Raw genomic sequence first — 24,988 nt, 5'->3', positions numbered from 1 at the left:
AACGGCGCTGCATTGCGGCGCCCCGCACCGGGTCAACAGGCATGAATACCGCCGCCGGACGCGACAACCGCGCTCATCTGCTGGCCGTGGCGGCGCGGCTGTTCGCCCAGCAGGGCTACCACGCCACCGGCATGGCCGACCTGGAACGGGCCACCGGGCTCGGGCGGAGTTCGCTCTATCATTATTTTCGCAACAAGGAGGAGCTGCTCTTCGAGATCACGACCCGCTACCTGCGGGCCCTGGTCGTCGAGGGGCGCGCGCTGCTCGATGCGCCCATGGCGCCCGAGACACGGCTGCGACGCTTTTCCCGGGTCGTGATGCGCAGCGTGGCCGACGATCGGGACGAACTCACCGTCTGCTTTCGGGAGATGCACGCGGTGACCGGAGACAACCGGCGCACGCTGCTGGCGCTGCACCGCGACTACGAACGCGTCTGGGCGCGCATTCTGAGCGCCGGTGCGGCGGCGGACGTCTTTCGCAATGTCGATACGCTCACCGTCAAGGCCGTGCTCGGCATGCATCACTACGGCTATCTCTGGCTGCGCCCGGACGGGGCGCAAACGCCCGAGGCGATCGCGGATGCCTTCTGCGACATGCTCCTCGACGGTTTGCGGGGGTGGGACGAACCGTCGAATCCCTCCTCGCCGGCCGCCGGATAGCATCGGCGCTCGCATTCGGCTGGACCGATCAGTACAGTCAATCGGGACGCCGTGCCCGCCGCGGCTGACACCACAGATGCCACGGAGGAGCGATGGCCCATGATGACGGCAGGCGATTCGGGAATCACCCGCAGGCGCGCGGCGGTCCGGCTGGTGTGAGGGCGATATGACGACTGATGCAACCGCAGCGCCGGTGGATCCGCCCGGCCGCTGGTCCGCGCTGATCGTGCTGGCCCTGGCGATGCTCTGCGGCATGACCACGTGGTTTTCGGCGACCGCGGTCGTACCGCAGCTGCGTGACGCCTGGGCGCTGTCGGCCGGGCAGGCGGCGTGGCTGACAATCGCGGTGCAGGTGGGCTTCGTCGCAGGCGCGCTCGCCTCCGCCGTATTCAACGTCGCCGACCGCATCGCTCCGCGTCGGCTGATGCTCTACGGCGGCGCGATCGCGGCCTTGGCGAATGCCCTGCTGCTCGTGGAGCCCGGTGTCGCCGCGGCCATCGCCCTGCGCGCGATCACCGGTTTTGCGCTGGCCAGCGTCTACCCGCCGGCGATGAAAGCCATGGCGACCTGGTTCAAGGTCAAGCGCGGCACCGCGCTGGGCATCATGGTGGGCGCGCTGACCCTGGGGTCGGCCGCGCCGCATCTGGTCAACGGTCTGGGCGGCCTGGACTGGCGCGTCGTGATCGCTTTGACGTCCGCGCTGACGCTGGCGGGCGGCGTGATCGCCGAGTACGTCGGCAGCGACGGCCCGTTCGATTTTCCGCGCGCGCCCTTCGACCCGCGTCAGGCGTGGCGGGTGTTCTCGGACCGACCTGTGCGCCTGGCCTGTATCGGCTACTTTGGACACATGTGGGAGCTGTACGCCATGTGGGCGTGGTTCGGCGTGTTCTTCGGCGACGTGCTCACGCGGCAGGAGGTCGCGGCGCCGCTGGTCGGCAGCGCGATCGCGACCTTCGCGGTGATCGGCATCGGGGCCGTCGGCTGCTGGATCGGCGGCGTGCTCGGCGACGCCTGGGGCCGTGGCACGGCGACGATGGTGGCGATGATCATATCCGGCGGCTGCGCCGTGCTCATCGGCCTGGTTCAGTGGCTGCCCTGGCCGGTGGTGCTCGTCGTCGGGCTCGTCTGGGGATTCTGGGTGGTCGCGGACTCGGCGCAGTTCTCGACCGTCATTACGGAGCTCGGCAACCAGGCCTATGTGGGCACCGCGCTGACGCTCCAGCTGGCGATCGGCTACCTGCTGACCGTGCCCGCGCTCTGGCTGATCCCGATGGTGCACGCCGCCTGGGGCTGGCTGCCGGCATTCGCCCTGCTGGCCGTCGGACCGTTGATCGGCACGCTGGCGATGCAGCGACTGCGCCGTATCGAACGCGCGTCGTCATGAGCCGGGCGAGGAAGCCGACCGCCGCTGCGGCGGTCGGCGAAAGAAGGTGCTTCCGAGATGCAGGCCAGGGGAGGCGGGGCAAGAGCACGCACTAGATTCCTGCACCAAGGAAGCGAGTATAGAATAATTGTCCGCTATTGAGCCGTCTCTCCGGAGAAATACGCAGATTGGCGAGATAGCGGGAATGACATGTCCGCGGGAGCTGTCGAGAGACAGTCGAGACACCATGGCGGCTATGGTTCGCCTGCAGCGGGCGCGTCTCGGGGAGGAATCTTGCCGGCTCAGCCGAATAGCTTGTCGCCCGCTGTCTCATATCGTAGACGGAGCGGTCCTGGTCGCGCGAGCCGGCGACATTGCAGCGACTGCAGCGGAGTCTAGAGGATCGAGTTCGACGCGGTGCCGCGAAGGAGGGCTGGGTAGCGCCCTATGCAACAATGGCGTCCCCAAGGGGATTCGAACCCCTGTCGCTGCCGTGAAAGGGCAGTGTCCTAGGCCTCTAGACGATGGGGACTTGGTGGAGCCAGGCGGAATCGAACCGCCGACCTCAACACTGCCAGTGTTGCGCTCTCCCAGCTGAGCTATGGCCCCGTAACCGTTGCGAGGCGCGAATTATAGAGACTTGGTTGCGCCGTGCCAAGTCTCTTCCGAAATTATTTTCCGACAGCTTCCGCCAGTGCGTGCGCGACCCGGTCCTGATCCGCCTCGTCGAGGTAGGGATGCATGGGCAGGCTCAGCACGCGCGCCGCGGCCGCCTCCGACTGCGGAATGGCGACGTCTGAATACAGCGGGGGCTGGCGATTGAGCGGGACGGGGTAGTAGACCGCGCTCGGGATGCCGGCTTCGTTGAGTGCCGCGCGCACGCGATCGCGGTCCTCGACCTCGATCGTGTACTGGGCGTAGACGCTCGTGCAGCCGTCGGCAACGGCGGGCGTCTTGGCCAGCCCGGCGAGTTTGTTGTCGTAGCGCGCGCCGACTTCGGCCCGGCGTGCGACCTCGTCGTCGAAGACCTCCATCTTCGCCAGCAGAACCGCGGCCTGGATGGTGTCGAGGCGACCGTTGATGCCCAGCCGCGGATGGTGGTACGGCGCGTCCTGGCCGTGATTGCGCAGTTCGCGCATGCGCTGGGCGAGGTCGGCGTCGGAAGTGAACGCGGCGCCGCCGTCGCCGTAGCAGCCCAGCGGCTTTGCGGGGAAGAAGGACGTCGCCGCCAGCTTCGATGCGCCGCAGGAGCGCCGGTCGCGATAGGTCGCGCCGAAGCTCTGGGCGGCGTCCTCGATCACGGGGATGCCGTGACGCTCGCCGATGGTGTTGATCGCGTCCATATCCGGCATCTGGCCGAACAGGCTCACCGGCATGATCGCCTTGGTGCGTTCACTGACGTGGGCCTCGATCTGGGTCGCGTCGATGTTGTAGGTCGCCGGATCGATGTCGACGAACACCGGCGTGGCGCCGAGCAGGCCGATCATCTCGCCGGTGGCGATGAAGGTGAACGGCGATGTGATGACCTCGTCGCCCGGACCGATGTCCAGCGCCATCATGGTGACCAGCAGCGCGTCGGTGCCGCTGGACAGGGCCACACAGTGCTCGATGCCGGCGTACTCGGCGAGACGGCTTTCCAGCGCCTCGATCTCCGGCCCCATGACGTAGCGGCCGTGATCGAGCACCGCCTGAATGCGCGCATCGACATCCGGCTTGATGCGCTGATACTGGGCCTGGAGATCGATGAGTTGCATGCACGCTCCTGTCGCGGCGTTGGGTCGGGCGCTCGTGTGGCGGGGATTCTAGCATCGGCCAAGGGGTGGCGCGGCCATGTTTACGTTGACCGGCGCGCGGCGGACGCATACACTCCCGCGTCTCGCGATCGGGCGGTTAGCTCAGCGGTAGAGCACTGTCTTCACACGGCAGGGGTCGCTAGTTCGAACCTAGCACCGCCCACCAGACATGACGAGGCCAGGCGGATTGCCTGGCCTTTTTTATGGCCGCAGCGTGCGTGTCCTCGCAACCGTCGTTGTGCGTGCGCATAATCCGCGGTCGGGTTTTTCCAACGGACAGGGAAGCAGCGGTGCGCATCACGATTTTCGGAACCGGCTACGTCGGCCTGGTCACGGGTGCCTGTCTGGCACATAGCGGCAATCACGTGGTCTGCGTGGATATCGACGAGGACAAGATCGCGCGCCTGACGCGCGGCGAGATTCCGATCTACGAGCCCGGACTCGAGCAGATCGTGCACGAGAACGTCGCTTCCGGCCGGCTGCGTTTCACCACGGACGCCGCCGATGCGGTGGCGCACGGCACGCTGCAGTTCATCGCCGTGGGCACGCCGCCGGACGAGGACGGCAGTGCCGACCTCAAATATGTGCTCAAGGTCGCCCAGACCATCGGCGAGCACATGAACGACTATCGTCTGGTGATCACCAAGTCGACGGTGCCGGTCGGTACGTCCGACAAGGTGCGCGCCCAGCTCGCGTCGGCCGTGGCCGCGCGCGGCGTCGAGGTCGAATTCGATGTCGCCTCCAATCCGGAATTCCTCAAGGAAGGCGCGGCGATCGACGACTTCATGAAGCCCGACCGCGTGGTCGTCGGGGTCGACAACGAGCGCGCGGCCGAGCATCTGCGCGCGCTCTACGCGCCCTTCAACCGCCAGCACGACCGTACGATCGTCATGGACATCCGCTCCGCGGAGCTGACCAAGTACGCCGCCAACGTGATGCTGGCGACCAAGATCAGCCTCATGAACGAGCTCTCGCAGGTCGCCGACCGGGTCGACGCCGATATCGAGCAGGTCCGGCGGGCGATCGGTGCCGATCATCGCATCGGCTACCATTTCATCTACCCGGGCTGCGGTTTCGGCGGCTCCTGTTTCCCCAAGGATGTGCGCGCGCTCGGCCAGACCGCGGCGGAGCTGGGCTACGAGGCGGAGATCATCAACTCGGTCGAGCGCGTCAACAATCGCCAGAAGAGCGTGCTGTTCGACAAGCTCCGCTACCACTTCGGCGGCGATCTGACCGGCAAGACCATCGCGCTGTGGGGGCTGGCCTTCAAGCCGAATACCGACGACATGCGCGAGGCCCCGGCGTGCACGCTCATGGAGTCGCTCTGGGCGGCGGGCGCGCGGGTGCGCGCCTACGACCCCGAGGCCATGGGCGAGACGCGACGCATCTACGGCGAGCGCGACGACCTGACCCTGTGCACGGACGGCGAGACGGCGGCCACCGGCGCGGATGCGCTCGTGCTGGTCACCGAATGGCATATCTTTCGCACGCCGGACTTCGATGCCCTGGCGGGGCTGATGAACACGCCGGTGCTGGTCGACGGCCGCAACATCTACAAACCGTCGTACGTCGCGCAGGCCGGGTTTGCATACTACGGAATCGGTCGTTCGGCCGCCTCTGGCGCCCGCACGACGCTTGGATAGAATAGGCGTCTTCACCGATGTTGCGAGGCAAGCGACATGCCCATCTATGAATATGTGTGCCGTGACTGCGGCCATGAGCTGGAACGTCTCCAGCGCCTGTCCGATGATCCGCTGACCGAATGCCCCGACTGCGGGGAGGCCGCCCTCAAGCGCAAGGTCTCGGCGGCCGGCTTCCGGCTGGCCGGCGGCGGCTGGTACGAGACCGACTTCAAGTCCGAGGGGCAGCGCAACCTGTCCGGGGACAAGAGCGACAGCGCGAAGTCGTCCGAGACCAATGGCGCCGGCAAGAAGGACGGCGACGGCGCCTCTGCCGCCAAACCCAAGGAGGGCGCGGGCAAGGCCGCGCCGGACAAGGGCAGCGGCAAGACCGACGCCGCCAAGCCGGCGCGTGAAAGCGGCGACAAGAGCAGCCGCAAGAGCGCATCCGGCGACAGCGGCTGACGCCGGCGGACCGGCGCGCCGGGGGCTCGTCGACGGCGGGCTACCGGCGCGGCGGCCGGAGTTGCTAGACTCGCGCTCTTTTGACAGGGCGACACGCGAGTCATGATGCGATCCCACTACAGCGGCGACGTAACCGCCGCGACCATCGACACCGACATCACGGTCTGCGGGTGGGTCCACCGCCGTCGCGATCACGGCGGAGTCATCTTCATCGATCTGCGTGATCGCAGCGGTCTCGTACAGGTCGTCTTCGACCCGGACGAGCCGGACATCTTCGCGGTGGCCGAGGATCTGCGCAGCGAGTACGTGATCCAGGTCACCGGCCGCGTGCGCCATCGCCCGGAAGGCACGGTCAATGCCAGTCTCGCCTCGGGTGAGGTCGAGATCTACACCACCGAGCTGACCGTACTCAACGCCTCCGAGACGCCGCCGCTGCAGCTCGACGAGACCGAGAACGTCGGCGATGCCGCGCGTCTGCGCTATCGCTACGTGGAGCTGCGCAAGCCGCGCATGCAGCGGCACATGCAGCTGCGCGCCCAGGTCACGCGGGCCGTGCGCAAGGCGCTGGACGATCAGGGGTTTCTCGATATCGAGACGCCGATCCTCACACGCGCCACCCCCGAGGGTGCGCGCGACTACCTGGTGCCGAGCCGTACGCAGCCGGGCCACTTCTTCGCGCTGCCGCAGTCGCCGCAGCTGTTCAAGCAGCTGCTGATGGTCTCCGGGATGGACCGGTATTACCAGATCGCCCGCTGCTTCCGTGACGAGGACCTGCGCGCCGACCGCCAGCCCGAGTTCACCCAGATCGACATCGAGGCGTCGTTCGTCGACGCCGACGACATCATGGCCATCAACGAGACCATGATCCGCGCGCTGTTCGCGGACGTGCTCGGCGCCGCGTTGCCCGACCCGCTCCCGCGCATGAGCTATGCGGAGGCGATGCGCCGCTTCGGCTCCGACAAGCCCGACCTGCGCATCGACCTGGAACTCGTCGACATCGCCGATCTGGTCGCGGATGCCGAGTTCAAGGTCTTTTCCGGGCCGGCCAACAGCGCCAGCGGACGCGTGGCGGTGCTGCGCGTGCCGGGTGGCGCGAGCCTGACGCGCAAGCAGATCGACGACTACACCGACTTCGTCGGCCGCTACGGCGCCCGGGGACTGGCCTATGTGAAGGTCAACGACACGGCTGCCGGCCGCGACGGCCTCGCCTCGCCGATCCTCAAGTTCCTGTCGGACGAGGCCGTGGACGGCATCATGTCGCGCAGCGGTGCCGCCGACGGCGACCTGCTGTTCTTCGGCGCCGACCGCGCCACCGTGGTCAACGACGCGCTGGGTGCGCTGCGGGTGCGGCTCGGCCACGATCTCGGCCGTGTCGCCGGCGAATGGGCGCCGCTGTGGGTCGTGGACTGGCCGATGTTCGAGTACGACCCCGACGCCAAGCGCTGGGAGGCCCTGCATCATCCATTCACCGCGCCTGCGGTCGACGACGCCGAGGCGCTGCGAGCGGATCCGGAGAGCGCGCTGTCACAGGCCTATGACATGGTGCTCAATGGTACCGAGATCGGGGGCGGCTCGGTGCGTATCCACACCCCCGAAATGCAGCAGGCGGCGTTCGACGTCCTCGGTGTACCGCGTGAGGCGGCCGAAGAGAAGTTCGGCTTCCTGCTCGAGGCGCTCAAGTACGGCGCGCCACCGCACGCCGGCATCGCCTTCGGCCTGGATCGGCTGGTCATGCTCATGGCCGGCGCGGATTCGATTCGCGAGGTCATCGCCTTCCCCAAGACCCAGACCGCGACCGATCTGCTGACCGGGGCCCCGGGGCTGGCGGACAACGCCCAGCTTCGCGAACTCGGGATTCGATTGCGCACGACCGGGAAGGCCGAGGGCTGAACCGAGCTGCGGCCGCGGCCGCTTGATCGCGGCTTTTCCGTGAACTGAAAGGGCCGGCGCCTGCGACAGCGGGCGCCGGCCTTGTTGTATTAGCCACCTTGTTTTGACGTTTCCCGGCGGGCGCTGGAAAGTGAGCGACACAAATTTGGGACAAAAATCCCAAACCGGGTGGCGCGCCCTTCGCGCCGTGTCACAGGGGAAGCAACGTTATGTCTATCAATCGCAACGGCGTCGGCCGCCTGCACCGTCAGGTGCGGGCTGCGATCGCCGGATCGGTACTGGTCGCGGCGGCGCCGGGCGCCATGGCCGCGACGATCATGGTCGACAGCGGCGGCGACATGAGTGGCGGCGACGGCTGCACGCTGCGCAGCGCCATCATGGCGGCCAACGACAACGCGACCGTCGGTGGCTGTGCCGCCGGCGACGACAACAACGACACCATCGTCTTCGCCGACGGCGTGGCCGGCGGCACGATCATGCTGGCCGGCGAAGCCCTGCCGACGATCGAGGGTGGCTCTACGCTCACCATCGGCGCGGCCGACGGCGATGGCGGTGACTCGGATGAGGACGCGGATGGTGTGACCATCGATGCGAACGGGCAGAGCCGTATCTTCACCAACCAGGGCCAGCTCACGCTCAATCACCTGGTGCTGGTCAACGGCATGACGGCCGGCGGCGACGCCGGAGCCGACGACCGTTCGGGCGGCGCGATTCTGAACGACGACGGCGGCGTGCTCACGGTCAACGGCGGTGCCATGCGCGACAACACGGCCGACCGTGCCGGCGGCGCGATCGAGGAAGCCTCGGGCGTGTCGATCGACGACGATGACGACGACGATTCGCTCGACAACGTGCGTGTCACGCTCAACGGCGTTGAATTCTCCGGCAACGACGCCGGCATGAACCCGGGTAACGGCGGTGCGCTCCACGTGACCGGTGGCGGCGACATCCGGATCGACGGCGGTGCGTTCAGCGACAATATCGCGGTCGAGGGCGGTGCGCTGTGGAACAACGGCGGCACCATGCACGTCGACGGCGTCGCATTCAGCGGCAATACCGCGACCGGACCCGCGGCGGACCAGGGTGGCGGCGCCATCTACGCCGAGAGCAACGGCGGTACGCTGATCATTGATGACTCACGCTTCGTGGAGAATCGCGCGGGCGCCGACGACAGCAATCAGATGGACGGCGCGGACAGCGCCAGCTCCGGTGGCGCCATCCTGGCGTCGACCGGCACGACGCTGCGCGTTCACGACTCCAGCTTCCGCATGAACGCCGCGCGCCGCGCCGGCGGGGCGATCGAGGTCCTTGCGGGGACCGACACCATGCTGGACAACGTGACCGCCACCGGCAACGACGCCGGCATGAATCCCGGCAATGGCGGCGTGGTGCACGTCACCGGCGATGGCGATGTGGACGTCAACGGCGGCATCTTCGCCCGCAACACGGCCGTTGAAGGCGGTGCGTTCTGGAACAATCAGGGCGACATGCACTTCGACGGCGTGTCGATCGTGAACAACGAAGCCACCGGGGACGGCGCCGACCAGGGCGGTGGCGGCATCTTCGCCGAAGCCGAAGCCAATGAAGGCGAAGGCAGCGGCATGGTGACCATCCGCAACAGCCGGATCGCGACGAATCGCGCCACCGGCGATGCCGGTTCCGGGGGCGCTCTGCTCGTGAGCCCGGGGGCAACGGCCGAGATCACCGACAGCCGCATCGAGGGCAACCGTGCGAACCGCGCCGGCGCCGGCATCGAAGTGGCCGACGGTACGGTCACGATGCTGCGGGTCACCCTCGGCGGCGTGTCCTCGGCGCTGGGCAACGCCATCGACCCGAGTCCGAATCCGGGCAACGGCGGCGGGCTGCACATCGGCGGCGCCGGGTCCGTGACCATCGAGCGCTCCAGCGTGGGCTACAACAGCGCTGTTGAAGGCGGCGGACTCTGGAACTCGGGCGCCGGTACGCTCGATCTGGACAACGTCACGGTGTCGAACAACAGTGCGGACACTGGTGCGGGCGTCTATCTCGACGGCGCCGGCGGCAGCATCACGCTGGACTATGTCACGGTCACCGACAACGCGGGCACCGGCGTCGACGCCGCGGAAGAGGCCGGCGGGTCGATCGCGATCCGAAACAGCCTGATCTCGGGGAATGATACCGATCTGGGTTCCGGAGTCGCGGCCGAGGCGGATGACGGCAACGTCACCGGCGACGTGGCGCTGGACGGCGCCTATCGCCTGTTCGGTGGCACCACGCCGACGCAGCCGCTGGCGACGGGCAGTGCCGCGCTCGACAGCAACGCCGACTGCGACGACATGGACGTCGATCAGCGCGGTGCCGATCGCGGCTTCGACGCCGGCGACTCGGATGCCGGCGACTGCGATGCCGGCGCCTTCGAGCTGACCGACGACCCGGTCCTCACCGCGACCGCCGTCGATCTGGACGACGTCGTGATCGAGGCGGACGACGAGGCCGACTCGGTCGCCGTGCTGGGCGTGACGCTGAGCAACGACAGTGACGACAGCGTCAACGTCGGTGGCTTTTCCGGCTATCTCGAGCGCGACGACATGCTGCCCGAGGACGTGGATCCGGCCGACCTCGACCTCACGGTCTATGTCGACGGCAACGACAACGGTCGCTTCGACGCCGGCGGTGACATGGCGGTCGGCAGCGGTTCGGTGGCCGACAACGGCACCACGTTCAGCGTGACCTTCGCCGACGGCGCCGGCGTGTCGATTCCCGCCAACGACAGCGTGACCTATCTGCTGGTGGCGGACGACGGCGACGACGATGCGGACTCCGAGGCGATGATTGGCCTGATGGACCTCGGCGGCTCGGGCACGAATGCCGGTGTGCTGTATGCCGGTGGGGCGCTGCTGGGCCTGGTCGGTCTGCTCTCGGTCGGCGGCATGCGTCGTCGTACCCAGCTCCTGCTGGTCGTGGCCGTGATCGCGCTCACGCTCACCGCGTGCAGCGACAGTGATGGCGACGGCGTCGATCTCGGACAGCCGGGAGATAACGGCGACATGAATGACGACATGGACGACGACGTCATGGGCATGGGCCAGCTGCGATTCGTGCTGCAGTCGCTCGATACTACCGACGGTGCTGACGAAACGGACCTCGTCGTGGGTGACGGCCTGCCGGTGCGCGGGGCGACGGTCGCGTTCGAGGTCGAACAGTCGGCCTCGGCGTCGGACGATATGCGCTAGTCGCGCGTTTGGCATGGCCCTTGGGCCGGATCGGGGTGACCCGGTCCGGCCTTTTTCGTCTCCGGCCGAGATCGAGCCGTTTTGCGACTCGCGTGGTCCGGACCTGCGATCGCCGTCGGCGATGTCGATATGGCGGCTCTCGCCGTAGGTCGGCTTGGTGACATTCGGTTCGCTCGCTCGCGGCGCCATTGCGCTGTCGCCCAGGTGTCGGCGGGCCGAGGTATCCATTTCGGCCGTCGAGCCCACGCTAGTCTTGGCCGCGGCAGGCGCATCACCGATCGTTCGTCCGTTGGGATGGTCGATTGATCGCCGCCGCCGCGCCGATGCCGCGGGCCGATATGGCCCAAGTGCCTGTCAGGCGATCGTAGGAATGAAAAGAGGAGTGGTGGCAAACCTGCGCTCATTGGCCTGGTGCCAGCTCCCGCTCACCTGTCAGGGACACCGCACCCGGGCCCCGCGGCGCGTCCTGCAAAGACCGTGCAGGAGCGGTGTAGTGGATCGACTGGCCGACACTCGGTGAGGCCATCGTGGACATGAGGTGCGCCGACACGTCCGGGCGCTTGTGCCGCGCCTCGGCCCTGCAGTGGGGCATCGCGCCTCATCCGGCCGCTGCGTCGCGTGCCGGGACTGGGCGTAGTGGCAGGACTTCATTAAAGCCATCGGCCTGCCGGCGACCGCTGCCGAGCGTGGGGCCATCGCGCCCCGTTGCACCGTTCACACGGGGGCGCGGCGCAGGCTGTCGACGGGATCGCATAAGTCGAGTGTGTCCGGCGCGCAGCGCGCGTCGCCGGCAATGGCGGTACGTGCTTAGCGGGCGATGCCGAGGGGGCGGCCGATCTCGGTCCGGCCGGGGGTGCCCGTGCGTCGTCGGTTGTCACTGCCTGCAGACTGATGGGCGCGCGTGCGAGGCGGTATCGCAGGGCGGTCCTCGATCGCGGGACCGGCGTATTCCGACTGTCGTGGACGGCCCCGGCGGCGTGCTGCCGCCGGGTCGAGATGGCGTCAGTGCTCGATCAGGCGCAGCGTGCGGGCTGTATCGATGCGGCCGTCGTTGTCGGGGCCCGTGGCCTCCACGATCGCGCCGTCTTCCGCCCGGGTGCGGAACGCGGCGGCGTCGAGGCGCTCGCCGTCGGCGTCTTCGAACTCGGTGACGTCGTCCCGGGCGATGACCGGGATGCCGGCGACTTCCAGTGACAGCGCGTCGCCGCTCCCCGATACGCTCGCGACCGGCCCGCGCGTGCGGGTCGTCGCCGAATCGACGCGCGTGACCCGGGTCGCGGTCACGCCGGTGTCGGTGGCGTAGCCGGAGATGCGCACCGAATTGCCGCGGGCGAGCCCGTCGAAGCGAAGCCGGCGGTCGGCCGCGTCGCGCTCGTCCACGTAGAGCGTGTCCGAGCGGGTCCGGACGTCGACGCTCAGTAGGGTCAGCGCGTCGTTCGCCTCGTCGATGTCCCGGATCCGGGCCTCGATCACCACGTTGGGGTCGGGGCGAACGGTCAGGGTGTCTGCGACGAGCACATTGTCGCGCATCGTCCCGTATACCCAGGCGAACACGCCCTCTGCCGGATCGATCGAGGCGTCGTCGTTGCGGCTGGCGTCCTGGGCGTCGATGCGCTGGCCGGCGATGGTGAAGTCGCCCGGGCCGTCGAAGTTCTCGATACGGCCGGTGCGAAAGACGTGCCCGCTATCCGATGCCGGCCCGCGCGAGCGCACGATCACGCTGTCGGCGACCAGCGGGGCATCCGCCGCCGCGCCCTGGGTGCCGAAGACCTGGACGAAGGCGCCGTCCTTGAGTTCGCCCGCGGCGAGGTCGACGGTGGCGCCGCCGTAGTCGATCTCCAGCGGACCGATGTAGAAGCGGTCGGCCGCCAGATCCCGGACGCGGCCCTCGATGTCGATGCGCGTGCTGTCCGGCCGATAGGTGGGGCCCTGTTCGATCGAGGTCGCGCGCAGATCGCCGTCGTCCGCGGCGACGCCGCTGACGGCGATGAGATCGCCTGCGGCTAGTTCGTCCGCGGGCGTGTTGATGAGGCGCGTATCGGTGTCGATATGCACGGTCTCGCCCAGCGCCACGAGCCGGCCGACGCCGTTGCGGACCTCGATCCGGCTGATCGGCCCGTCGAGTACGCGGTCGAACACGATCCGATCGGCCTCGGCGCGATCGTCCTCGATTGTGCCGCGAACCGTGACGATGTCGCCGACACGCAGCGCGTCCTCGCCGACCGGTTCGCCGTTGAACACGATCTCGGCGTCGTCGGTCTCGAACTCGATGCCGTTGACCCAGACGCTGCCGAACCCGGAGACGATACCGGTGCCCTCGATGCCGGCGATCTGTCCGCCGCCGTCGTCGCCGCCGCCGCCGCAGGCGGCCAAGGCGACGCACGTCAGCAGGGCGATGCCGCGGCGAAGCGAGCGAACGAATCGTCGGTCAGTCGTCATTCTTGTTCTCCTCGGACCGGGGTGCATCCTGAAAATAATAGATGCCGACGCCGGTTCGCACGACCGGGGTCTCGGTGTCCTGTTCGTCGATCTCATGGCGTTCCAGCCAGTCGTCGAGGGTCTCCAGCAGCTGCTGGCCGTGTTCCGAGGCCAGCCGGTGGAACACCGGCAGGGCGCGCACGTCGACGCGGGCATTGAATACCGTGCGCTGGAAGCGTGCCGGCGTGTCCGGATGCCGACCGATATTGTGCGCGATCGTGGCCAGCAGATCGTGGCTGGCGGTGCCGAGCATGCGCAGGCTCTCCGGATCGCTGGCCATGGGCACGTAGGCGCGGCCGAGTACGCTGACCTGGTCGCGGTCGTCGATATCGACCGCGCCGACGCGCTCGAGCTCCTCGAACACGGCGTTGACCGGAATGTCGCCGCTGTATCGGCGCACGAGCGCGGTGAAGCCGCTGTGCGCATCCGTGAAATCGAGCACCCGTGGATGGCCGCGGTCGTCGTTGAAGTCCGGGTCGCGGTGCCAGCCCGCCAGCACGCGGGTGGCCCGGTTGGCGCCGCCCCAGGTGGGATCGACGTAATCCTGATCGGCGGCCTCGCGCAGGCGCCGCACTTCCTTGCGGGTCAGGCCCGTGACCACGGCGACGCGTGAGTCGGTCGGCGGTCGGCCGCGGGTATCGCTCGCCTCGCGGGCGACGTCGACGTATACGCCGCGTGCGATCTCGGCGAAATCCCGGTACGCGATCCCGTGCTGCAGCAGGATGCGCACGACCGGGCGAAGCAGGCGGCGGCAGGCCCGTGCCAGCCATTGGCGGGCGTCGTCTTTCATTCGCGAATTATATAGACATACGCCGCTCGCGGCTCGTGGTGGGGGAGGCGCGCCGGCGGACTGTGGTACATTTGAAGGACAACATCCGCCTGCAATCATCATGACTGCGAACGCATTCGCCCTGCAGGATTACTCCTTCTACGACGATGCGGCCTGCGACGAGCGCATTCGGGCCGCCAAGGCCGCGCTCGGTTCCCGCTGCGCGATTCTCGGTCACCACTACCAGCGCGACGAGGTCTTCGCACACGCCGATTACACCGGCGACTCGCTGAAGCTGTCGAAGCTGGCAGCGAATTCCGACGCCGAATACATCGTCTTCTGTGGCGTGCACTTCATGGCCGAAGTCGCCGACATCCTGTCGCGGCCCGACCAGCAGGTGATCCTGCCGGATATGGCCGCCGGTTGCTCGATGGCGGACATGGCCAACCTGCGCAACGTCGAGCGCGCCTGGCGCGAGCTCTCCGAAGTGCTCGAGCCCGACGAGCAGGTCACGCCGGTCACCTACATCAACTCGGCGGCCGATCTGAAGGCGTTCTGCGGCCGCCACGGCGGCATCGTGTGTACCTCGTCCAACGCCCGCGGCGTGCTCGACTGGTCGTTCTCGCGTCGCGAGAAGGTGCTGTTCTTCCCCGATCAGCACCTGGGGCGCAATACCGGCCACGACATGGGCATCCCGCTGGACGAGATGGTCGTCTGGGATTTCTCGAAGCCGATGGGCGGGCTCACCGCGGACGAGATCCGCGGCGCGCGCATCATCCTCTGGAAGGGATTCTGCTCGGTCCACCAGATGTTCCACCCCAATCACATCCACAAGTTCCGGGAGGAACATCCGGAAGGCCGGGTGATCTCCCATCCCGAGAATGCCTTCGAGGTCTGTCAGGCCTCCGACGTGGTCGGTTCCACCGAGACCATTCTCCGGCACGTGCGTGCCAGCGAACCGGGCACGCACTGGCTGGTGGGCACCGAACTCAATCTGGTCAATCGCCTGCACCACGAGATGGCCGACAAGGGCGTGAAGGTGCAGTTCATGTCGCCGGTCGTGTGCATGTGCTCGACCATGTTCCGCACCGATCCCCAGCATCTGGCCTGGGTTCTGGACAATCTGGTCGAGGGCGAGGTCGTGAACCGTATTCAGGTGCCGGCCGACGAGGCGCGCGAAGCCAAGGCGACGCTCGATCTCATGCTCGAGATCACGGCCTAGGCCGCGGCAGCGAGCGGCACGCGCCGGGCGCCACGCCTGAGCCCGCGCCGCGTCTGCGCTACACTATGCGGCCTTACCGGATCAGACAACGCGTCGACGCCCGCGCCCGCAGGCGGCGACGCTACGGCTTCTTCGTTTTACAGACAGATCATTTGCCCATGTTTGATGCCATGCAACGCATTGTCGATTTCGACCCCGAGCTGGCGTCGGCCATCGCCGACGAGGACCAGCGCCAGGAAGATCACATCGAGCTGATCGCCTCGGAGAACTACACCAGTCCCCGGGTGATGGAAGCCCAGGGATCGCTGCTGACGAACAAGTACGCGGAAGGTTATCCGGGCAAGCGCTTCTACGGCGGCTGCGAGTACGTCGACGTCGCCGAGCAGCTCGCGATCGACCGCGCCTGCCGGCTCTTCGAATGCGACTATGCCAACGTGCAGCCGCATTCCGGCGCCCAGGCCAACGCCGCGGTCTATCTTGCGCTGGTCAAGCCTGGCGACACGATTCTGGGCATGAGCCTGGACGCCGGCGGCCATCTGACCCACGGCGCGGCGCCGAACTTCTCCGGCCGCAATTACAACGCGGTTCAGTACGGCCTCAACGAGCAGACCGGCGAGCTCGATTACGACGAGATCCAGCGGCTGGCCGACGAACACCGGCCGAAGATGCTCATCGGCGGCTTCTCGGCCTATTCCCGCCGGATCGACTGGGCGCGGATGCGTCAGATCGCGGACTCGGTTGGTGCCTGGCTGCTCGTGGACATGGCGCACGTCGCCGGTCTCGTGGCTGCGGGTGAATACCCGAGCCCGCTGCCGCACGCGCACGTGGTAACGACCACGACCCACAAGACCCTGCGCGGCCCGCGCGGGGGCTTGATCCTGTCCGCTCACGGCGACGAGGCCCTCTACAAGAAGCTTAATTCCGCGGTTTTCCCGGGTACGCAGGGCGGCCCGCTCATGCACGTCATTGCCGGCAAGGCGGTCGCGTTCAAGGAGGCGCTCGAACCCGAGTTCCAGACCTATTCGCGCCAGGTCGTGGCCAATGCCCGGGCGATGGCGCAGGTCTTCATGGACCGCAATTACGAGGTCGTGTCCGGCGGCACCGACAACCACCTGATGCTGGTCAGCCTTGTGCGCCAGGACATCACCGGCAAGGATGCGGAAGCGCTGCTCGGCAAGGCGCACATCACCGCCAACAAGAACGCCGTGCCCGGCGATCCGCGCTCGCCTTTCGTCACCTCCGGCCTGCGCATCGGTACGCCCGCGGCCACTACGCGCGGCTTTGACGAGAACGAAATGCGCCAGGTCGCCGGCTGGATCTGCGACGTGCTCGACACGCTGGCCGATGGCGGCGATGTCGATGCCATGGTCGCCCGGGTGCGGGCGGCGGTCACCGATCTGTGCGCCCGGCACGCGGTGTATCGCGCGGCCGGGAAGGGCGCCGCCTAGGCTGCGTCGTCCGCGGGGTTCGCCGTGCAGTGTCCGTTCTGCGACGAGCGCGCCACGCGCGTGGTCGACTCGCGCTTGGCCGCGGAAGGCAGCCAGGTGCGGCGTCGGCGCGAATGCCCGGCGTGCAGTGCCCGCTTCACCACCTTCGAGACGGCGGAGCTGGTGCTGCCGCGCATCGTCAAGAGCGACGGTACGCCCGAGCCCTTCGACGAGAACAAGCTGCGCCAGGGGATCGAGCGGGCGCTCTACAAGCGCCCGGTGGCGGCCGAGGCCATCGACACCGCGATCATCCACATACTCCAGCGCCTGCGTACGGACGCCGAGCGCGAGGTGGCGTCGCGTCAACTCGGTGAATGGGTGATGGCGGAACTGCGCGAGCTCGACCAGGTGGCCTACGTCCGCTTCGCCTCGGTGTATCGCCGTTTCGAGGACGTCAACGCTTTCCGCGAGGAGATCGAACGGCTCGAGGCGGCGCCCGACCCGGACAGCGGCCAGCTGTCGCTGATCGACGCCGGCGGAAAGGACCGGTGAGCGCGCCCGGCGTGCGCGAGGCCGTGCACCGCTACTTCATGCAGGGTGCAATCGAGCTGGCCCGGCGCGGCTGGTACACCACGCGCCCGAACCCCCGCGTCGGCTGCATCCTGGTCGCGGACGAGCGGATCATCGGCGAGGGCTGGCACGAACGGGCCGGCGAGGGACACGCCGAGCGGCGCGCCCTCGACGACGCCGCCGGCCGCGGGCACGCCACGCGCGGCGCCACCGCCTACGTCACGCTCGAGCCCTGCAGCCATGTCGGCCGCACGGCGCCCTGCACCGAGGCGCTCATCGAGGCCGGCGTGGCACGGGTGGTGGTCGGCGCGGGCGACCCGAATCCGGCGGTGGACGGTCGCGGTGTTTCGGCCCTGCGCGCGGCCGGCATCGAGGTCGTCACCGGCGTGCTCGCGGATCGCTGCCGTGATCTGAACCCGGGTTTCAACCGGCGAATGACCACCGGGCGCCCGCGGGTGCGCGTCAAGCTCGCCATGAGCCTCGACGGCCGCACGGCCGCGGCCAACGGGGAGAGCCAGTGGATCACCGGCGAGGCGGCGCGCGCGGACGTGCACCGGCTGCGCGCCGAATCCGGCGCCGTGCTGGTCGGCCGAGGCACGCGCCAGGCCGACGATCCGTCGCTGACGGTACGCCTCGACGGCGAGTGGCCGCAGCCGCTGCGCGTGGTGGTCGACACCCACCTCGAGATCACGCCGGCGGCACGGATGCTCGAGCGACCCGGCGCCGTGCGGATCTTCACCGCCAGCGCGGACGACGCGCGCATCGATGCGCTCGAACGGGCCGGTGCCGCGGTCGAGCGTGTCGCCCTGGCCGGCGCGGGTCTGGACCTGCCGGTCGTGCTCGACAGCCTCGGCGCGCAGGAGATCAACGACGTACTCGTCGAAGCCGGACCAACGCTGGCCGGTTCGCTGGCCGAGGCCGGCTGCGTCGACGAGTACATCCTCTACATGGCGCCGATGCTCATCGGCGACACCGGCCGTGGGCTGGTGCATCTGCCCGGCGCGAACCGCCTCGCCGATGCGCGGCCGCTCGAGATCATCGCGGTCGAGCCGGTCGGATCCGACTGGCGCATTCGCGCTCGCCCCGCGGCGGCCGACAACAGGAACTGAAAAACGCATGTTCACCGGAATCATCAAGGGCATCGGCATCGTGGCCGAGATCGAGCCCGTGGGCGGCGACACCCGTCTGGTCATCGATACCGGCGACGCCGATCTCGGCTCGATCGCCCTCGGCGACAGCATCGCCGTATCCGGCGTGTGCCTGACCGCCACCGCACTCGACGGCCGGCGCTTCGCCGCCGACGTCTCTCAGGAAACGCTGTCGTTGACGACGCTGGGCGCACTCGCGGTCGGCTCGCGCGTGAACCTGGAGGCGGCCCTGCGCGCCGGCGAACCGCTGGGCGGACATCTCGTGTCCGGCCACGTCGACGGTTTCGGCACGCTGGCCGAGAAGACGGCGGATGCGCGCTCCTGGCGTCTGGTCTTCACGGTGCCGGTGGCCCTGTCGCGTTTTTTCGCCGCGAAGGGGTCGGTCTGTGTCGACGGCATCAGCCTGACCGTCAACGAGGTCGAAGACGACCGTTTCGGCGTCAACATCGTGCCGCACACGATGGCGCACACGACGCTGGGCGAGCGCGAGGTCGGCGACCGGGTCAACCTCGAGATCGACGTCATCGCGCGCTATCTCGCGCGACTGGTCGACGCACGCTGAGGGGCCGGCACCCGGCGGGGGCCACGCCCGAGGCCGGGACGCGGTGCTAGAATGCGCGCCCGCCGCGCGCAGCCTTCGCGGCGATCAATCGATCAAGGACGCACCATGCCCATCAGCCCCATCGAGGATGTCGTTGCGGACATGCGCGCCGGGCGCATGGTCATCATGCTCGACGACGCCAACCGCGAGAACGAAGGCGATCTCATCATGGCCGCCGAATGTGTGCGGCCCGAGGACATCAACTTCATGGCCCGCTACGGGCGTGGGCTGATCTGTCTGACGCTCACGCGGGAACGCTGCCGGCAGCTGCACCTGCCGCTCATGGTCGCGGCCAGCGATGCCGAGCAGTCGACCAACTTCACGCTTTCGATCGAGGCCGCCGAAGGGGTGACCACCGGCATTTCCGCGCATGATCGCGCCCAGACCGTGCGCGCGGCGGTGCAGAAGGACGCCCGGCCGTCGGATCTGGTCCAGCCCGGTCACATCTTCCCGTTGATGTCGCAGCCGGGCGGCACGCTGGCGCGCGCGGGCCATACCGAAGCCGGCTGCGATCTCGCCCGTCTGGCCGGCCTAGAGCCGGCCTCGGTGATCGTGGAGATCCTCAACGAGGACGGCACCATGGCGCGGCTGCCGGATCTGGAAGCCTTCGCCGCCGAGCACGACATCCGGCTCGGCACCATCGCCGATCTCATTCGCTATCGCATCGAGAACGAGCGCACGGTCGTGCGCGTGACCGAGTCCGAGGTCGAGACCGAGTTCGGCCCGTTCACGCTGGTCTCCTACGAGGACGAGGTCGATAAGGTCGTGCATTTCGCGATGGTGCGCGGCGCGATCGACCCCGAGACGCCGACGCTGGTGCGCGTGCACGTGCGCAACACGCTCTCCGACGTGCTGGGCGTGCGCCACGGCGATTTCGGCTGGCCGCTGCGCGACACGCTGGCGCGGGTGGCCGCGGAGGGCTGCGGCGTGGTGGTCGTGCTGCGCAAGCCCGAATCCGCGCGCGAACTCATCGAGCGCATCCGCCTGGTCGAGGGCGCGGAGGCGGCCGCGGCGCCGGACAGCGGCGATCCGGGCGGCGACGAAAGCCGTATTCTGCGCACCTACGGCGTCGGTGCCCAGATCCTGACCGATCTGGGCGTGCGCCGGATGCGCGTGCTCTCGGCGCCCATGCGGCTGCAGGCGATCTCGGGCTTCGGGCTCGAGGTCGTCGAGTACGTGCAGGGCGACGACGGCGACTGATTCATTCCGCGTGGCCGCGCACGCCGCGCGTGCAATAATGGGCCAACGCTCAAGCGAGGACGCGCCATGCGCACGCTGCAAGGAGAATTCGACGGCAGTGGTCTGAAGATCGCGGTGCTGTGCACCCGCTGGAACGACGACGTCGTCGACCGGCTGGTCGACGGCGCCATGGACGTGCTCAGCGACTGCGGTGTCGACGACGACGACATCACGCTCGTACGGGTGCCGGGCGCCTTCGAGCTGCCGCTGGTGGCGGATCGTCTCGCCGATCGCTACGCCGAGGACGGTGCGCTCGACGGCATTGTGGCGCTGGGAGCGGTGATCCGCGGCGAGACGCCGCACTTCGACTACATCTGCACCGAATGCGCCAAGGGCCTGTCGGCGACGGCGCTCGAATACGGCCTGCCCGTGGGCTTCGGCGTGATCACCGCCGACACCGCGGAGCAGGCCGATGCGCGGGCCCAGTCCGACGAGGACCACAACAAGGGCGCCGAGGCGGCCAGCGCGGTCGTGGAGATGATCACGTTGCTGCGCTCCATCGAGGACTGACACCGCAGTGCCGATCGAGAATCAATCCCTGGGCGACGCCGCCGACTCACCGGACGACGACGATCGCCTGCCGGAACTGCCGCCGCGGATGCCGGGCGGCGCCCGCATCCGTGCGCGCATGGCCGCCGTGCAGGCGCTCTATCAGTGGCGCATGACCGGCACCGAGCTCGGCGCGCTGGTGCTGCAGTTCGCCCAGGCCGGGCGCCTGAGTGCGCTCGATCGTGAGTATTTCGAGACGCTCCTGCGCGGCGTGGCCTACGACGCCGACGCGCTGGAGGCGATCTTCGACGCGCATCTGAGCCGGCCGGCCGCACAGCTCGACCCGGTCGAGCACGCCATCCTGCTGCTGGCGACCTACGAACTGCGTGATCGCGTCGAGATTCCGTTCGCCGCGGTCATCAACGAGGCGACCAATCTCGCCAAGGTGTTCGGCGCGACCGACGGCCATCGCTTCGTCAACGGCGTGCTGGACGCCACCGCGCGCGATCTGCGCGCCCGCGAGACGCCGGCCGGCGACTGACACGACCGCCCGCGTGCGCGAGTTCCAGCTGATCGACCGGCTCGCCGCTCGCCTGGCCGCGCGCCGCGCCGATACGCAGCTGACCATCGGCGACGACGCCGCGGTTGTCGCGCCCGCGCCGGGCGAGGTTCTGGCGATCACGACCGACACCCTGATCAGCGGTCGTCATTTCCCTGACGACACGCCGGCCTTCGATATCGGCTGGAAGGCGATCGCGGTCAATCTGAGCGATCTGGCCGCCATGGGCGCGGCACCGGCGTGGCTGACCGTGGCGTTGTCGACGCCCGTTCTGGACGGCCCCTGGTGCGATGATTTCGTCGACGGCGCGCTGGCCGCCATCGGCGACGCCCCCGTGGATATCGTGGGCGGCGACACCACGCGTGGCCCGCTGTCGATCACCGTCACCGCGATCGGCATGCTGCCCGCGGGTGCGGCGCTGACGCGCGCCGGTGCCGTTCCCGGCGACGTGGTGGCCGTGACCGGAACGCTCGGCGACGCCGCGAAGGGGCTGGGGCTGTGGCCCGCGCGCGGGGACATGGCCGACGATCCCGACACCGCGTTTCTGCTCCGACGCCTGGCCCGGCCGCAGTGGCGAAACGGTGCCGCCGTTCGGGCACTGGCGCATGCGGGCATCGACGTGTCCGACGGCTTCGGCGCCGATCTGGGCCACGTGCTGGCGGCGAGCGGTGTGGGCGCGCGCATCGAGCTCGCGGCACTGCCGGCCTCGGAGGCGCTGCGACGCCGGGCGGCGACCGACGAGGAGCGTCGCGATCTGCAGTGGCGGGGCGGCGACGACTACGAGCTGTGTCTGACCCTGCCGGCCGCGAGCGTCGACGCCGCGCGGGCGCGGCTGGACTGCGGTCTCACGGTCGTCGGCGTGATCGAGTCCGAGCCCGGTCTGCGCGTGGTCGATGCCCATGGTCGACGCTGTCCGCCGTTCGAGTCGGACGCTGCGGGCTGGGATCATTTCGGCGGCCGCGGCGCGGTCTAGCGGCAGGCGGGTCGAATCCCCGGGCTGCAGGCATGGGCGAAGGCGGCGGTCGTCGTCTCGGTCTCGTCCGGGCCTTGATGGTTCTCGTCAGGCAGATGCCACGCCCGCGCGTTGTCGGGCCCAGCCGTCAGCGGGCGCTGCGGGGCCGGGCCTGTGTCGGCGTGGTCGTCCCCGTCGACATGGAGCCGGGCCAGGGCCTCGCGGGCGTCCGCGGTTGGCCGTGTCGATCCGCAGCGCGTCGATGAGGTCGGGCTGAGCCCGCGTGCCGACGCCTCCCCGGACGCGCCGGCGGCCGGGGCCGATTCGACGACTCCGAAATCGCCGCGCGCGGCGACATCGGGGACACCGGGCCAGCCGGCGTGTCCGGCGGGCGTCGTCGCGAAGCCGCTCGATCGCACGGCCGGCGTCCAGGCGCGGCGCCACCGCGAACGCGGCCAGTACCGCAGTCGCGACGACCGCGATGATGACCGTAATCCCGCGCATGCCGTCATCATGATCCGGGCGCGGAGGCTGTCGGCGAGACCCGAAGTCGCGCGCACGTATAGAATATCGCGCTTTGCCACCGATCCGTCGTAGCCGCATGCTGCAACTGCACGACAGTCTCACCGGCGCGCGCCAGGCGCTGGTCACGCTCGAACCCGGCCACGTGCGCCTGTATGTCTGCGGGGTCACGGTCTACGACTACTGTCATCTCGGGCACGCCCGGGTGATGATCGTGTTCGACATGTTCGTGCGCTATCTGCGCGCGACCGGCTGGCGGGTGACCTTCGTTCGAAACGTCACCGACATCGACGACAAGATCATCAACCGTGCCGCGGAGACCGGCGCCACGCCGGAGGCCATCGCCGAGCGCTTTGCCGCCGCGATGAGCGAGGACGAGGCCGCGCTCGGCCTGATCGCGCCGGACCACGAACCGCGGGCGACCGCACACGTCGAACAGATCCTGGCCATGATCGAGCGTCTGGTCGACAACGGCCATGCCTATGTCGGCGACAACGGTGACGTCTATTACGACGTGAGCACCTTCGGCGACTACGGCGCGCTGTCGAAACGGCGAACCGAGGATCTGCGGGCGGGCGCGCGCATCGCCGTCAACGAGGCCAAGACGGATCCGCTCGATTTCGTGCTCTGGAAGGCCGCCAAGGCCGACGAGCCGAGCTGGGACTCGCCGTGGGGCCCGGGGCGGCCGGGCTGGCATATCGAATGCTCCGCGATGTCCACGCATTGCCTGGGCGAGAGCTTCGATATCCACGGCGGCGGGCTGGACCTGCAGTTCCCCCACCACGAGAACGAGATCGCGCAGAGCGAGGCCGCCACCGGCAAGCGTTTCGCGACGCTGTGGATGCACAACGGCTTCGTGACTGTCGACGACGAGAAGATGTCGAAATCGCTCGGCAATTTCTTGACCATTCGCGACGTTCTGGACACCTTCGACGCGGAGACGGTGCGCTACTTCGTGCTCTCGACGCACTACCGCAGTCCGCTGGCCTACAACGCGGATGCCATGAGCGCGGCGGCCAGCGCGCTCGCCCGGCTCTATACAGCGCTGCGCGATACCGCAGGCGACGGCGACCCGCGATCCGACGCGGTGCAGCGCTATCGCTCGCGCTATGCCGAGGCCATGGCGGACGATCTGAACACGCCCGCGGCGATCGCCGTGCTGTTCGAGATGGCGCGCGAATGCAATCGGCAGCGGGAAGAGGCGCCAGCTGTGGCTGCCGATATCGCCGCGGGGCTGCGCGAACTCGGCGGCTGGATCGGTCTGCTGCAGCAGGATGCCTCGCGCTATCTGCAGGGCGGCGCGGCGCGTTCCGGCGACCATACCTACGATGCGGAAACCATCGAAGCCATGCTCCGCCAGCGGCGCGCCGCCCGCGCGGCGCGGGATTTCGACACGGCCGATCGCATCCGCGACGAGCTCCAGGCCAACGGCATCCTGCTGGAGGACGGCGCGGACGGCACCCGCTGGCGGCGTGGCTGAGTGCGCCGTGGATGGCCGGCGTTGCGATGTGCCGGTATACCGCTCGGCGCGGTAACGGATGGCGCTCTGATTGGAGAAAGGATGGCCATGGGCATGCAACCGCGCTAGAGTCTGCGGCAATCGACGGGGCATAGCGCAGCCTGGTAGCGCGTCTGCTTTGGGGTGAGCCGCACGGCGGCGAACGCCGAGCGACGGATGTCGCGAGGCCGGGTTTGTTGGCGAGGCCTAGCCGAGCCTAGAAACAGACGGCTCGCAGAGCAGACGCGGGATGGCCACGGGCGTGCAACCGCGCTAGAGTCTGCGACGATCGGCGGGGCATAGCGCAGCCTGGTAGCGCGTCTGCTTTGGGAGCAGAAGGTCACAGGTTCGAATCCTGTTGCCCCGACCAATTCCAGAATGCACCGGAACAGCCCGGGCCGGATCACCCATGGCGTTGATCGGTCACCGGCATCCGGCCCGTCATTCGCCGCCTCGGCGCCCGTAGCTCAGGGGATAGAGCAATGGCCTTCTAAGCCATTGGTCGCTGGTTCG

18 protein-coding genes, 4 tRNA genes and 1 pseudogene are annotated in these 24,988 nt (G+C 68.6%); 18 read left to right on the top strand and 5 right to left on the bottom strand.

What is annotated here, in order from left to right; translation table 11 throughout:
• Positions 1–41: 41 nt before the first annotated feature.
• Together SAHL_RS10210 and SAHL_RS10205 are read left to right on the top strand one after the other, a co-directional pair.
• Entirely contained in the window at positions 42–659 is a 618-nt protein-coding gene (locus SAHL_RS10210) for a TetR/AcrR family transcriptional regulator (protein WP_123591312.1), read from the top strand.
• A 166-nt stretch (positions 660–825) separates the two neighbouring features.
• A complete protein-coding gene (locus SAHL_RS10205) occupies positions 826–2,043 on the top strand; it encodes an MFS transporter (protein ID WP_123591311.1) in 1,218 nt (405 codons plus the stop codon).
• A 435-nt stretch (positions 2,044–2,478) separates the two neighbouring features.
• Here the strand turns inward: SAHL_RS10205 and SAHL_RS10200 are convergent.
• The 3 genes and pseudogenes from SAHL_RS10200 to SAHL_RS10190 all read right to left on the bottom strand — a co-directional run.
• A tRNA-Glu gene (locus SAHL_RS10200) sits at positions 2,479–2,554 on the bottom strand.
• Position 2,555: 1 nt separating this feature from the next.
• Positions 2,556–2,631: transfer RNA gene (locus tag SAHL_RS10195), tRNA-Ala, on the bottom strand.
• A gap of 62 nt (positions 2,632–2,693) precedes the next feature.
• Positions 2,694–3,785 (bottom strand): annotated as a pseudogene (locus SAHL_RS10190) (DegT/DnrJ/EryC1/StrS family aminotransferase); the annotation flags it as partial.
• Between the two features lie 121 nt (positions 3,786–3,906).
• Here SAHL_RS10190 and SAHL_RS10185 point away from each other — a divergent pair.
• The 5 genes from SAHL_RS10185 to SAHL_RS10165 all read left to right on the top strand — a co-directional run bounded on the left by SAHL_RS10185 (position 3,907) and on the right by SAHL_RS10165 (position 11,001).
• Positions 3,907–3,981, top strand: a tRNA-Val gene (locus SAHL_RS10185).
• Positions 3,982–4,105: 124 nt separating this feature from the next.
• A complete protein-coding gene (locus SAHL_RS10180; RefSeq protein WP_123591309.1) occupies positions 4,106–5,458 on the top strand; it encodes a UDP-glucose dehydrogenase family protein in 1,353 nt (450 codons plus the stop codon).
• Positions 5,459–5,494: 36 nt separating this feature from the next.
• The gene (locus tag SAHL_RS10175; RefSeq protein WP_123591308.1) at positions 5,495–5,899 is read left to right on the top strand and encodes an FmdB family zinc ribbon protein; all 405 of its coding nucleotides are present in this window, start codon (positions 5,495–5,497) and stop codon (positions 5,897–5,899) included.
• 105 nt (positions 5,900–6,004) lie between these two features.
• Entirely contained in the window at positions 6,005–7,789 is a 1,785-nt protein-coding gene (gene aspS / locus SAHL_RS10170) for an aspartate--tRNA ligase (RefSeq protein ID WP_123591319.1), read from the top strand.
• Between the two features lie 209 nt (positions 7,790–7,998).
• Positions 7,999–11,001, top strand: a complete 3,003-nt coding sequence (locus tag SAHL_RS10165) for a beta strand repeat-containing protein (RefSeq protein WP_123591307.1) — start codon at positions 7,999–8,001, stop codon at positions 10,999–11,001.
• A 1,002-nt stretch (positions 11,002–12,003) separates the two neighbouring features.
• Here SAHL_RS10165 and SAHL_RS10160 read toward each other — a convergent pair.
• Together SAHL_RS10160 and SAHL_RS10155 are read right to left on the bottom strand one after the other, a co-directional pair.
• A complete protein-coding gene (locus SAHL_RS10160; RefSeq protein WP_123591306.1) occupies positions 12,004–13,440 on the bottom strand; it encodes a DUF5666 domain-containing protein in 1,437 nt (478 codons plus the stop codon).
• The gene (locus SAHL_RS10155) at positions 13,430–14,269 is read right to left on the bottom strand and encodes a DUF6502 family protein (protein WP_123591305.1); all 840 of its coding nucleotides are present in this window, start codon (positions 14,267–14,269) and stop codon (positions 13,430–13,432) included. The genes SAHL_RS10160 and SAHL_RS10155 overlap by 11 nt, the downstream gene beginning before the upstream one ends.
• A 100-nt stretch (positions 14,270–14,369) precedes the next feature.
• Between SAHL_RS10155 and nadA the strand changes: the two genes are divergently transcribed.
• From nadA to SAHL_RS10095, 11 genes are all read left to right on the top strand, one after another.
• On the top strand, positions 14,370–15,470 hold the full coding sequence (nadA, locus tag SAHL_RS10150; RefSeq protein ID WP_123591304.1) for a quinolinate synthase NadA: 1,101 nt from the start codon (positions 14,370–14,372) through the stop codon (positions 15,468–15,470).
• A gap of 170 nt (positions 15,471–15,640) precedes the next feature.
• Entirely contained in the window at positions 15,641–16,918 is a 1,278-nt protein-coding gene (glyA, locus tag SAHL_RS10145) for a serine hydroxymethyltransferase (protein ID WP_184947611.1), read from the top strand.
• 24 nt (positions 16,919–16,942) lie between these two features.
• Positions 16,943–17,449: a transcriptional regulator NrdR gene (nrdR, locus tag SAHL_RS10140; protein ID WP_123591302.1), complete on the top strand. Its 507-nt coding sequence runs from the start codon at positions 16,943–16,945 to the stop codon at positions 17,447–17,449.
• The gene (ribD, locus tag SAHL_RS10135; RefSeq protein WP_221177918.1) at positions 17,446–18,576 is read left to right on the top strand and encodes a bifunctional diaminohydroxyphosphoribosylaminopyrimidine deaminase/5-amino-6-(5-phosphoribosylamino)uracil reductase RibD; all 1,131 of its coding nucleotides are present in this window, start codon (positions 17,446–17,448) and stop codon (positions 18,574–18,576) included. Before nrdR ends, ribD begins: the two co-directional genes overlap by 4 nt.
• Positions 18,577–18,583: 7 nt before the next feature.
• Positions 18,584–19,177 (top strand): riboflavin synthase, encoded by a 594-nt coding sequence (locus SAHL_RS10130; RefSeq protein WP_123591301.1) that lies wholly within the window; start codon positions 18,584–18,586, stop codon positions 19,175–19,177.
• Positions 19,178–19,282: 105 nt separating this feature from the next.
• Positions 19,283–20,416, top strand: a complete 1,134-nt coding sequence (ribBA, locus tag SAHL_RS10125; protein ID WP_123591300.1) for a bifunctional 3,4-dihydroxy-2-butanone-4-phosphate synthase/GTP cyclohydrolase II — start codon at positions 19,283–19,285, stop codon at positions 20,414–20,416.
• A gap of 66 nt (positions 20,417–20,482) precedes the next feature.
• Positions 20,483–20,965 carry a 6,7-dimethyl-8-ribityllumazine synthase gene (gene ribH, locus SAHL_RS10120; RefSeq protein ID WP_123591299.1) on the top strand — a complete coding sequence of 161 codons (483 nt, stop codon included), beginning with the start codon at positions 20,483–20,485 and terminating at the stop codon, positions 20,963–20,965.
• An 88-nt stretch (positions 20,966–21,053) separates the two neighbouring features.
• Positions 21,054–21,485: a transcription antitermination factor NusB gene (gene nusB, locus SAHL_RS10115; protein ID WP_123591317.1), complete on the top strand. Its 432-nt coding sequence runs from the start codon at positions 21,054–21,056 to the stop codon at positions 21,483–21,485.
• A 13-nt stretch (positions 21,486–21,498) separates the two neighbouring features.
• A complete protein-coding gene (gene thiL, locus SAHL_RS10110) occupies positions 21,499–22,476 on the top strand; it encodes a thiamine-phosphate kinase (protein ID WP_123591298.1) in 978 nt (325 codons plus the stop codon).
• A 580-nt stretch (positions 22,477–23,056) separates the two neighbouring features.
• Positions 23,057–24,457, top strand: coding sequence for a cysteine--tRNA ligase (gene cysS / locus SAHL_RS10100; RefSeq protein ID WP_123591296.1), 1,401 nt, complete (start codon positions 23,057–23,059; stop codon positions 24,455–24,457).
• 311 nt (positions 24,458–24,768) lie between these two features.
• A tRNA-Pro gene (locus tag SAHL_RS10095) sits at positions 24,769–24,845 on the top strand.
• Positions 24,846–24,988: the final 143 nt, after the last annotated feature.

The organism is Salinisphaera orenii subsp. halophila YIM 95161, from assembly GCF_003732545.1.
Classification (GTDB): Bacteria; Pseudomonadota; Gammaproteobacteria; order Nevskiales; family Salinisphaeraceae; genus Salinisphaera; species Salinisphaera orenii_A.
Note: the sequence above shows the minus strand (reverse complement) of the source record. Positions and strands in the feature narration are given on the sequence as shown.

Bases quoted from the DNA above. Each gene is read 5' to 3' on its own strand.
- SAHL_RS10210 (WP_123591312.1), top strand. From the start codon at position 42: ATGAATACCGCCGCCGGACGCGACAACCGCGCTCATCTGCTGGCCGTG.
- SAHL_RS10205 (WP_123591311.1), top strand. From the start codon at position 826: ATGACGACTGATGCAACCGCAGCGCCGGTGGATCCGCCCGGCCGCTGG.
- SAHL_RS10175 (WP_123591308.1), top strand. From the start codon at position 5,495: ATGCCCATCTATGAATATGTGTGCCGTGACTGCGGCCATGAGCTGGAA.
- aspS (WP_123591319.1), top strand. From the start codon at position 6,005: ATGCGATCCCACTACAGCGGCGACGTAACCGCCGCGACCATCGACACC.
- SAHL_RS10165 (WP_123591307.1), top strand. From the start codon at position 7,999: ATGTCTATCAATCGCAACGGCGTCGGCCGCCTGCACCGTCAGGTGCGG.
- SAHL_RS10160 (WP_123591306.1), bottom strand. From the start codon at position 13,440: ATGACGACTGACCGACGATTCGTTCGCTCGCTTCGCCGCGGCATCGCC.
- SAHL_RS10155 (WP_123591305.1), bottom strand. From the start codon at position 14,269: ATGAAAGACGACGCCCGCCAATGGCTGGCACGGGCCTGCCGCCGCCTG.
- nadA (WP_123591304.1), top strand. From the start codon at position 14,370: ATGACTGCGAACGCATTCGCCCTGCAGGATTACTCCTTCTACGACGAT.
- glyA (WP_184947611.1), top strand. From the start codon at position 15,641: ATGCAACGCATTGTCGATTTCGACCCCGAGCTGGCGTCGGCCATCGCC.
- SAHL_RS10130 (WP_123591301.1), top strand. From the start codon at position 18,584: ATGTTCACCGGAATCATCAAGGGCATCGGCATCGTGGCCGAGATCGAG.
- ribBA (WP_123591300.1), top strand. From the start codon at position 19,283: ATGCCCATCAGCCCCATCGAGGATGTCGTTGCGGACATGCGCGCCGGG.
- ribH (WP_123591299.1), top strand. From the start codon at position 20,483: ATGCGCACGCTGCAAGGAGAATTCGACGGCAGTGGTCTGAAGATCGCG.
- nusB (WP_123591317.1), top strand. From the start codon at position 21,054: ATGCCGGGCGGCGCCCGCATCCGTGCGCGCATGGCCGCCGTGCAGGCG.
- cysS (WP_123591296.1), top strand. From the start codon at position 23,057: ATGCTGCAACTGCACGACAGTCTCACCGGCGCGCGCCAGGCGCTGGTC.